General features: G+C 69.9%; 8 protein-coding genes, 1 tRNA gene, 1 rRNA gene and 1 pseudogene. 7 read left to right on the forward strand and 4 right to left on the reverse strand.

Translation table 11 applies throughout. The features are described 5' to 3' along the window. Positions 1 to 162: 162 nt before the first annotated feature. From rrf to B4V06_RS09285, 5 genes are all read left to right on the forward strand, one after another. Positions 163 to 284, forward strand: a 5S ribosomal RNA gene (rrf, locus tag B4V06_RS09265). A 142-nt stretch (positions 285 to 426) separates the two neighbouring features. Further along, positions 427 to 502, forward strand: a tRNA-Cys gene (locus B4V06_RS09270). 316 nt (positions 503 to 818) lie between these two features. Beyond that, positions 819 to 1607, forward strand: coding sequence for a cobalt-precorrin-7 (C(5))-methyltransferase (locus B4V06_RS09275; RefSeq protein WP_498169375.1), 789 nt, complete (start codon positions 819 to 821; stop codon positions 1605 to 1607). Positions 1608 to 1693: 86 nt separating this feature from the next. Then, entirely contained in the window at positions 1694 to 2554 is an 861-nt protein-coding gene (locus tag B4V06_RS09280; RefSeq protein WP_498169378.1) for a DUF8231 family protein, read from the forward strand. Between the two features lie 140 nt (positions 2555 to 2694). Further along, positions 2695 to 2904, forward strand: a complete 210-nt coding sequence (locus B4V06_RS09285; protein ID WP_123113600.1) for a hypothetical protein — start codon at positions 2695 to 2697, stop codon at positions 2902 to 2904. 25 nt (positions 2905 to 2929) lie between these two features. Here the strand turns inward: B4V06_RS09285 and B4V06_RS09290 are convergent, their stop codons facing one another. Further along, positions 2930 to 3076 carry a hypothetical protein gene (locus tag B4V06_RS09290; protein WP_498169380.1) on the reverse strand — a complete coding sequence of 49 codons (147 nt, stop codon included), beginning with the start codon at positions 3074 to 3076 and terminating at the stop codon, positions 2930 to 2932. 151 nt (positions 3077 to 3227) lie between these two features. On the opposite strand from B4V06_RS09290, the gene B4V06_RS09295 reads away from it, so the two are divergent. Continuing rightward, positions 3228 to 3842 (forward strand): VOC family protein, encoded by a 615-nt coding sequence (locus B4V06_RS09295; RefSeq protein ID WP_498169383.1) that lies wholly within the window; start codon positions 3228 to 3230, stop codon positions 3840 to 3842. Next, positions 3839 to 4588, forward strand: a complete 750-nt coding sequence (locus tag B4V06_RS09300; RefSeq protein ID WP_498169385.1) for an alpha/beta hydrolase — start codon at positions 3839 to 3841, stop codon at positions 4586 to 4588. The genes B4V06_RS09295 and B4V06_RS09300 overlap by 4 nt, the downstream gene beginning before the upstream one ends. Before the next feature lie 67 nt (positions 4589 to 4655). Here the strand turns inward: B4V06_RS09300 and B4V06_RS09305 are convergent, their stop codons facing one another. From B4V06_RS09305 to B4V06_RS09315, 3 genes and pseudogenes are all read right to left on the reverse strand, one after another. Next, the gene (locus B4V06_RS09305; RefSeq protein ID WP_498169388.1) at positions 4656 to 6719 is read right to left on the reverse strand and encodes a SpoVR family protein; all 2064 of its coding nucleotides are present in this window, start codon (positions 6717 to 6719) and stop codon (positions 4656 to 4658) included. After that, positions 6716 to 8092, reverse strand: a complete 1377-nt coding sequence (locus B4V06_RS09310; protein WP_498169391.1) for a DUF444 family protein — start codon at positions 8090 to 8092, stop codon at positions 6716 to 6718. Before B4V06_RS09310 ends, B4V06_RS09305 begins: the two co-directional genes overlap by 4 nt. Further along, positions 8083 to 8346, reverse strand: a pseudogene (locus B4V06_RS09315) (kinase anchor protein); the annotation flags it as partial. The gene B4V06_RS09310 and the pseudogene B4V06_RS09315, both read right to left, overlap by 10 nt.

Here is an 8346-nt window from a genome sequence, read left to right on the forward strand (position 1 = left end):
AAGCCACAATCATACGGCACTGACACCACACTCGCATGAGTTCAGGCGGTAACTGGATCGCACGTATACACGGTCGGCCGATCGAGAGATCGGGACCACTGACACAGGCGTCTCGCTACACAGCCGTGTAGGGAGGCTCGGTTCGAGTCCGAGCGTCAGCGTAAAGGCGGCCAGAGCGGTGGGGGAACACCCGTACCCATTCCGAACACGGAAGTTAAGCCCACCAGCGTACCGGGAAGTACTGGAGTGAGCGATCCTCTGGGAACCGCGGTTCGCCGCCTGCCCACTCATAGGGGCGATTGCCCCACACATCACGCCCGCAACCCATCCGGTTTGCGGCCGTCTTCAATATCTTCCCGAGCGGCGGCCACGGCCTCGCTCGTGACCGCTAGGCTTAAACGCTCGACTGCGGTACTTTCGATCAGCGCCAAGGTGGCAGAGTCTGGTCAGACGCAGCGGCCTGCAGAGCCGCCCAACGCCGGTTCAAATCCGGCCCTTGGCTTTCATTTTCATCACGAACGACGAGTCGGACAGCGACGGGTATCGGCACCGTCGCGTTCACCCGTAACACTCCGGCCTCAACATCGCGGCTTCGGTGACCGCCGCTGGTTCGCGGTGGACGGTCGAGCGACGATCGTCGCCGGTGACACTCGCTGGGCTACCGCAACCCGAACGTATAGAGCGCTCGGTGTCGTTTCCGGCTCACGTGGACGACTCGACTCTCGCCGGGCGCATCGACTTCTCGGAGGGGCACCGCGGACGGCCCGTCGGCCACGGTATCGACCGGAGAGCCGCGGCGCCCGTCGTCGGGGTGTGACGTGAGCGACGACGCCTCGTACGACCTCGACGCGGGACCGGACCCGGCGGACTACGCGGCGGCGACGCCCGAACCCGCGTGCGCGGACGACGATGGACGCGTGGTGCACGCCGTCGGTGTCGGTCCGGGGAATCCGGAGCACCTCGTTCCGCGGGCGGAGCGAGCGATCCGGGTGGCCGACGTCGTCGTCGGCTTCGAGACGGTCGTCGACCTCGTCCGTGATCGCACGGACGCCGACTGCGTGGCCTGCGGCTACCGCGACGAGGCGACCGCGCTGGCGACGTTCGCCGAACGGGTCGCGGACGGGGAGCGGGGGACAGCGGTGTTGATGGGCGATCCGAACCACTCGGGCTATCAGTTCGTCGGCAAGGTCGAACGCGCGCTCGACGAGGCGACCGGCGGTTCGGTCGCCTTCCGCGTCGTCCCGGGGATCTCTTCGCTTCAGGTCGCGGCGAGCCGGGGCCGGACGCCCATGGAGGACGCGACCTTCGTCACGCTCCACAAGAGCGGCGACCTCGGCGACGACCTCGCTCGGCTTCGGCGTGACGCGGGCCAGCGGCACCTGCTCGTCCTCCCGCGTCCGTTCGACTGGATGCCCGGCGATATCGCTCGCGACCTGCTCGATCACGGCTGCGAGCGGTCGGACGTCGCGCTCGTCTGCGAGCGGCTCACCCGCGACGACGAGGCGATCACGCGGACGACCGTCGGTGAGCTCGCGCGCCACGCCGGCGGCACCGCGCGGTCGGACACGCCGTTCTCGGACCTGTCCGTACTGGTCGTCCGCCGGTAGGGCCGAGACGGAGCGGTGGCGAGGTTCGGCCGTCCCGACGGAGCGGCTTAGTAACCGTTATACACGGGGTGACCCATGCTGAAACCATGCAACGACGCGCTGTGGCCGTGTACGTCGCGCTCTTCGTGCTGATAGCGGGCGGAGCGGGTGTTCTCACCGCGACGGCCGATAGCCCGGAGATCGGCTTCGAAAACCCCGACTTCGAAGTCTCGACGGGTGACCCGGTCGAAGTCGGCGGAGAGGAGTACGTCGTCGCCGAGATCACCGAGGTCGAGGAGGGAGGCGGCGGTGGTCACGGTGGCGGTGGCGGCGGGACCTCGATCGTCGGGACGCTCGAGCGCAACGTCACGGTGGAACAGTCGGAGGCCTGGGCGAACGAGTCGACGGTTCAGGTCGGCGACCGGGAGTGGCGCGTGGAGACCGAGGGGAACGACTCGAATAGCTTCACGCTCGTCGAGGTGCTCGACCGACAGGCGATCCTCGAGGATGACCCCCAAGCGGACAACGAGACGGTCGAGCGCGACGACGGCGAGTACGTCGTCGTCACCGAGGACGGCGAGTCGACGCTCGTCCCGGCCGAGGAGTACTTCCCGGCACCCGAGGAGCGCTCGTACGCCGCGGGTGACTCCCTCGAGTACGGCGGCAACACCGTGACCGTCGACGAGGTCACGGCGGACCAGGCGGTGCTCGTCTGGGAGACGACGGAGACCGAGAGCATCGAAGTCACCCAGCACGCGACTGTCACTATCGGTGAGACCGACTTCGTCGCGCACTTCCCCGACGCCTCGACGATGCAGCTGTCGAGCGACATGGAGGAGTACGAGTCGCAGGTCGCACAGATCGACCAGTTCCAGCAGTACAACAGCGGGCTGACGCGGGTGCTGGTTCTCGCGTTCCTCTCCTCCCTGCTCCTGCTCGGAGCGGCGTTCATCCCCTCGCGGTACTGATCTGAGTTCGCCTGCCGTTCCAATTCCGGTTCTTCTCGCCGATCCTGCTTCTCGCTCCTCCGGCACGATTCTCCGCTTGGCGCTCGCGGACCGCGACGCCACCCGATACGCTCGTATGGCCTGCGCCCGTCGTCCGAGGCATGAGTTCGACCGCAGAGAAGGTCCGACAGCTCCTCCCGCACTGGGCCGCGATGTTCCTCCTCATGATCGCCGTGCTGACGCTCGTCGAACGGGTCGCCGGTGCGCCCGGGCTTCTCCTCTCGGCGGGACTGGTCGTTGCCGTCGCGATCGGCTACCCCTACGTCGTCCGCGCGCTCGGCGTCGCCCCGCCGGTCTGGCAGCGCCCGTGACCGCCCCTCCGTTCGGGCTCCCGCGTTACTCGTCGACCGCGTCGCGGAGCGTGGCCGTCACTCCCGCCCGGTAGACGCTCACGCCGACGCCTAGGGCGAAGGCGACGACCGCGCTGACGGCGATCCAGAGCGTGTTCGGATGTTCGAGGCCGGAGTGCAGTAGTAGCTCCATGGGTACCGATCCGCCGTTGGTGGGGTAAATCGACCGCTTCGTCGGCGGGAGTCGCGATCGTCACTCGCGATTCGACGGCGATAACACCGATGTCAGGCGATCACCCGGGGGTCCCTTTCGTTTTTATACGCACCCGTCACGTACCACCGGTATGAGCGACGAAAGCGCGGCTCCGGTCACGACGGAGCTTCCGGACGCACCGTTCCACACCAGCGGCACCGATCACATCACGGTCTGGGGAAGCAACGAGGCCGACACGATCGCCTTCTACCGCGACCTGCTCGGGATGCCGCTCGTCCTCCGCCAGCCGAACCTCGACGACCCGTCGCAGACGCACCTGTTCTTCGACACGGGCGACGGGCGCATCCTGACGTTCTTCGTGAGCGACGACCGGCCCTCGGCCCGCGGCCAGCGCGCCGGCACCGGCGCCGTCCACCACCTCTGTTTCAGCGTCGATCCGGACGAGTACGAGGACATCATGGCGGCGTTAGAGGAGGCCGGCAAGGGATACAACGTGTTCGACCGCGGGATCTTCCACTCGATCTACACGCAGGACAACAACGGCCTCGTCATCGAGCTCTCCGCCGACAAGTACGAGATCCCGGACGACCGGAAGGGCGAAGTGCTCGCGACCGCCCAGCGCCTCCGCGAGGAGGACGGCGCCGACTTCGCGAAGGACCGACACATGAAGGCGGCCTTAGAGGAGCTCGGCCTCCCGGTGATAAAGCACGACCTGCCCGACGCGGACGCGGGCGTCGGCGTATGAGCGGCCGGACGCCTCACGCGGGGGACGACCCCCACGCCGACGAGGAGCTGGTGACGGCCGGGACCCCCGTCGCGGACGCCGAGGCCGCCGTCGTCCTCGTGCACGGCCGCGGCGCGACCGCGCGGAGCATCGTCGGCTTCGGCAAGGAGGTCGCGGGCGCCGGCGACGTTGCGCTCTCGTCGGCGGCTTCGCCGCCGGCTGTCAGAGAGACCTCCGGTCTCTCACTACTCGCCCCGCAGGCGGCCGCGAACACCTGGTACCCGAACTCCTTCCTCGCGCCCGTCGCGGACAACGAGCCCGGACGGAGCTCCGGGCTCCGCGCCGTTGCCCGCGCGGTCGAGACGGCGACGGACGCCGGGATCCCGACCGAGCGGGTCCTCGTCGCCGGATTCTCGCAGGGCGCCTGCCTCGCGAGCGAGTTCGTCGCGCGGAACCCGGCTCGATACGGCGGGCTCGCGGTCCTGAGCGGCGGCCTGATCGGCGAGTCGATCGACGTCGACGACTACCGCTCGCACGCGGCGGCCGAGATCGAGGGCGACGTCGCCGCGGCGCTCGGGGGAACCCCGGCGTTCCTCGGCTGCAGTGACGTCGACCCGCACATCCCGGAGGAGCGCGTCCACGAGACGACCGCGGTGTTAGAGGCGCTCGGCGCCGACGTCGACGAGCGGATCTACGAGGGGATGGGCCACGGGATCAGCGAGGCTGAGACGGAGGCCGTCGCCGCGCTGGTCGCGTCGCTGTCGTGAGATCGAGAGCGCTGTCCGGCCGCGTCGCCGGGGAAAGCCCGGGTCGCGGCCCGGTCTCGCCGCCGGCTCACGCCAGCCAGTCGTCCGGCTTGGTGTCGTAGTCGACCTCGTCGGCCGCGATCCGCTCGCGGATCTCCGGGTCGAGGTCGTGTTCGGTCACCTCGCCGCCGTCGTACTGGAACCGCACGCCGACCTCCTCGCCCTCCGGCTCGGTCCCCCGGCGCTTCGCCCGCCGGATCGCCTCGTCGGAGTACTCGACGCGGATCGTCGCGAGGTTCACGGGGCGCCCCCACAGCTCGAAGACCCGTTTTAGCGTCTCCTTCGCGGATTCCTCGTCGATCGTGACCCCGTTGAACCGGTGACCCAAGAGGAGCTCGCCCCGGTTCCGGAAGTTGCCGTCGAGCACGACGACCGTCGGCTTCCCGAAGTTCGTGAACTGGAGGAGGAGCTTCCGGCGGACGTCGTCGGCGTCGACGCTCGCGACGCGGTGCTCTTCGGCCGCCCGGCTGTACTCGTAGGTGAAGTAGTTCCCCTCGCGGACGAACTCGTCAGTGAGGAACGCGTCGATGAACGTCACGTCGTTGTGGCTTTCGCGCACCTCCAACATCCGGTCCCAACCGGCGGTCCGGTCGACGTCGGCGAGCGCCTCGTCGACCGTCGCGTACCGGTCGACGTCGAACATGTACCGGGCACGCTCCGTCAGCGTCTCCCGCGAGATGTCGCGCAGCGCGCCGCGGTGTTCCGGTCGCGAGAGGACGTAGTGGCGCTCCGCCAGCCCTTCGCGGGTGAGGAGCTTCCACGGGTAGCGCTCGATGTCCGGGCCGGCGTCGGGGTCGAACCCCCCGTCGTCGGTCCGGGCCGAGAGCGCCCGGTCGACCGCTTCGGCGTCGACCCGCGGGTCGCCGTCGGCGGCGAGTTCGGCGAGCTCGTCGAGCGTCGCGGGTCCGGCGCCGGCGATCGCGGGATGGGGTTCGAGCGCCTCGGCGACCTCGTCGAGGTCGATCCGGGCGTGGAAGTTCTCGGCCGTCACCCCCTCGACGCGGAGCAGGCGGTCGATCACGTCGCGGCGGGCGGCCCGCAGCTCTACGTGCGTCCACAACTCGAAGCCGAGCTTGTAGGGGTTGAGCCCGGGCGAGCCGAGCACCCGCGCCATGTGGTCGGCGTAGGTGAGGAACTCGTCGGGGCCGGCGAACCCCTCGCCGCCCATCATGACGGACTCCCAGTAGGTCGCCCACCCCTCGTTCATCACTTTCGTCGTCTTCTGGCCCGCGAAGTAGTACGCCTCCTCGCGGATCGCGTCGATGACGGTCGTCTCCCACGGCTCGCGGTCGACCGCCTTCCCGCTCTCGGGGTCGTACCGCTTCCCGTGGTCGCGCAGGAACGCGAGCACGTCCGGGCGCGGCTCCTCCGGCTCGACGCCCTCGCCGTGCGCGTCGAGCCACTCGTCGTCGAACACGTCCCGGCGCACCTCCTCGGAGAGGTCGAGCTCGGCGATCCGCTCTTCGACCGCCGCGAGCGGGTCCTCGTCGGGGTCGTTCACGTCCTCGGCGACCCCCGGATCCTCGACCGACCGGGCGGCGTCGACAGGGCTGTGCTGGTCGATCGTGTCCTCGAGCGCGCTCACGGCGTCGACGAGGCGCTCGACCTCGTCGCGGTCGACGTCGGGCCGGTCGGCGATCGCGGCGATCCGGTCCGCGTTGCGCTCCAGCCGCGCCGCGGCGTTCGGCCCGCCCTCGCCGCGGTCGGCGTACAGTCCGAACCAGCCGTTGTTCGCGAAGAAGTCGGCGTGGGCCTCGACGTGCGTGATGACGGCCTTCTGGTCGGCGATCGAGTTCGACTCCTGGAGGAACGCGTGGCTCGGGTCGTCGTTGTTGACGATCTCGAACGCCTTCCCGAGCCCGTGGCGGTCCTTCTTGCGCTGTCGCTCGTAGTTCATCCCCCAGCGCCAGTGCGGGTAGCGCCGCTGGAAGCCGCCGTAGGCGATCAGTTCGTTCATCTCGTCGTGGCCGACCACCCAGTACCGGACCGGGTACGGCTCCAGACCGAGCCGCTCCGCGAGCTCGCGGGCCTCCGCGGCGGGCTCGTCGAGGGACGCCGCCTCCCGTTTCGCCTCGACGCGCTCGTCTCTCATCGGCGCTCACCCCCTCGGCCGGCGGTCGCGCCCCGGTCGCCCGTCGCGTCGTCTGACGACTCGGTGCTGAGGATTTCGTAGATGGCGTCGGTGACGTCGGCCGGTTCCGACACGCGCGCGACCGCGACGTTGTCGGCGTCGCCGAGGGCGTTCTCCACCTCGTCGGCGTGGCGCGCGTTCGGCGCGGCGCCGCCGGGCTGGGTCTCCACGTACGCGTGGAGGTTGGCGTCGATCGACTCCATCAGCGGGATCACCGAGTCGGTCGTGTCGCTGCCGGAGTTCTCCGAGTCGCCGGCGGCGAAGACGTAGCGGTTCCACTCGCTGTACGGGTACTCCTCCAATATCTCCGCGACCAGCTCGTAGGCGCTGGAGATCCGGGTGCCGCCGCCGGACTGGATCCCGAAGAACTCCTCGCGGTCGACCTCCCACGCCTCCGCGTCGTGGACCACGTACCGGAACTCCGCGGCGTCGTACTTCCCCGTCAGGTACCAGTCCATCGGGGTGAACACGCGCTCGACCAGCTCGCGTTTCGTCTCGCGCATCGAGCCCGAGGCGTCCCGCACGTTGACGACGACGACGTTGCGCTCGCGCTTCTCGATCACCTCCGGATGGCGGAACCGCTCGTCCTCCCGCCGGAAGGGGATGCTGTCGAGCCCCTCTCGTCGGATCCGGTGGCTCACCGGCTCGCGGTCGACCTCCTCGTCGAGCGCGTCGAAGCTCTCCCACCGGTCGAGCGCCGCCACGGGCGTCCCGTGCTCCTCGGCGAGGGTCGCGGCGGCGTCGGCGATCCACGCCCGCGAGACGGGGACCCCTCGGTCGCGCGCCCACGCGAAGGCGTCGTCGACGTCGGCGCCGGCGACGAACAGCCCTTCGCGGACGTACTCCTCGTCGAAGTCGGTCGCGAGGTGGCGCTTCAGCCCGCGCTTGAAGAACTCGTCGACGTCGAGGGTGCCGCGCGGCCCGGCGCGCGCGGTGTCGGTGAAGTCACCCTCAACCTCCTCGACGACGCGTTTCCCCTTCGGCTCGAGGTCGAGCCCGAGCTCCTCGTCGAGCTCGCGCGCGAACTCCTCGGGATCCATCTCGTAGTACTCGTGCTCGCCGCCCTCCTCGCCGGGGTCGCCCTCCTCGTCGCCGTCGTCCGGGTCGGGGTCGACCGGCCGGCCGGGCTGCGGCTGGCCGTCTCCGCCCTGCCCGACGCCGCCGGCCTCCCGCTTGTCGTACTCGAACTCGGGGAGGTCGACGATCTTCACCGGGATCTTGACCCGGTCGGGTCCGGACCGCCCGAGATTGCCGTGGCTGATGAACTCCGCGAGGTCCTCGCGGCGCTGCTCGCCGACCTCGCGGAAGCGCTCGCGGTCGTCGCTCAGTCCCACGAGACGTCACCCCCGTTCCCGTCGCCGCGCCCGCCGCGCGGCGGATCGGCGCGGTCCCCCTCGTCGTCGAGGTCCGCCCACTCGTCGCGGGCGTCGCGCATCACGGCGCGGCTGGTCAGCTCGGCCGACGCGGGGCTGTACCCGCGGTCGACGAGCCGGTCGATCGTCGCCGCCTTCACGCGCGCCGTCTCGGTGTCGGCCGGCGGGTCGGCCCACTCTGCCGGGTCGAGCTCCGGGAACCGACGCTTCACGTC

The organism is Halorubrum sp. B53, from assembly GCF_059752395.1.

Coding starts and splice junctions, on each gene's coding strand:
- B4V06_RS09280 (WP_498169378.1), top strand. CDS start 1,694: ATGCAACGACGCGCTGTGGCCGTGTACGTCGCGCTCTTCGTGCTGATA.
- B4V06_RS09285 (WP_123113600.1), top strand. CDS start 2,695: ATGAGTTCGACCGCAGAGAAGGTCCGACAGCTCCTCCCGCACTGGGCC.
- B4V06_RS09290 (WP_498169380.1), bottom strand. CDS start 3,076: ATGGAGCTACTACTGCACTCCGGCCTCGAACATCCGAACACGCTCTGG.
- B4V06_RS09295 (WP_498169383.1), top strand. CDS start 3,228: ATGAGCGACGAAAGCGCGGCTCCGGTCACGACGGAGCTTCCGGACGCA.
- B4V06_RS09300 (WP_498169385.1), top strand. CDS start 3,839: ATGAGCGGCCGGACGCCTCACGCGGGGGACGACCCCCACGCCGACGAG.
- B4V06_RS09305 (WP_498169388.1), bottom strand. CDS start 6,719: ATGAGAGACGAGCGCGTCGAGGCGAAACGGGAGGCGGCGTCCCTCGAC.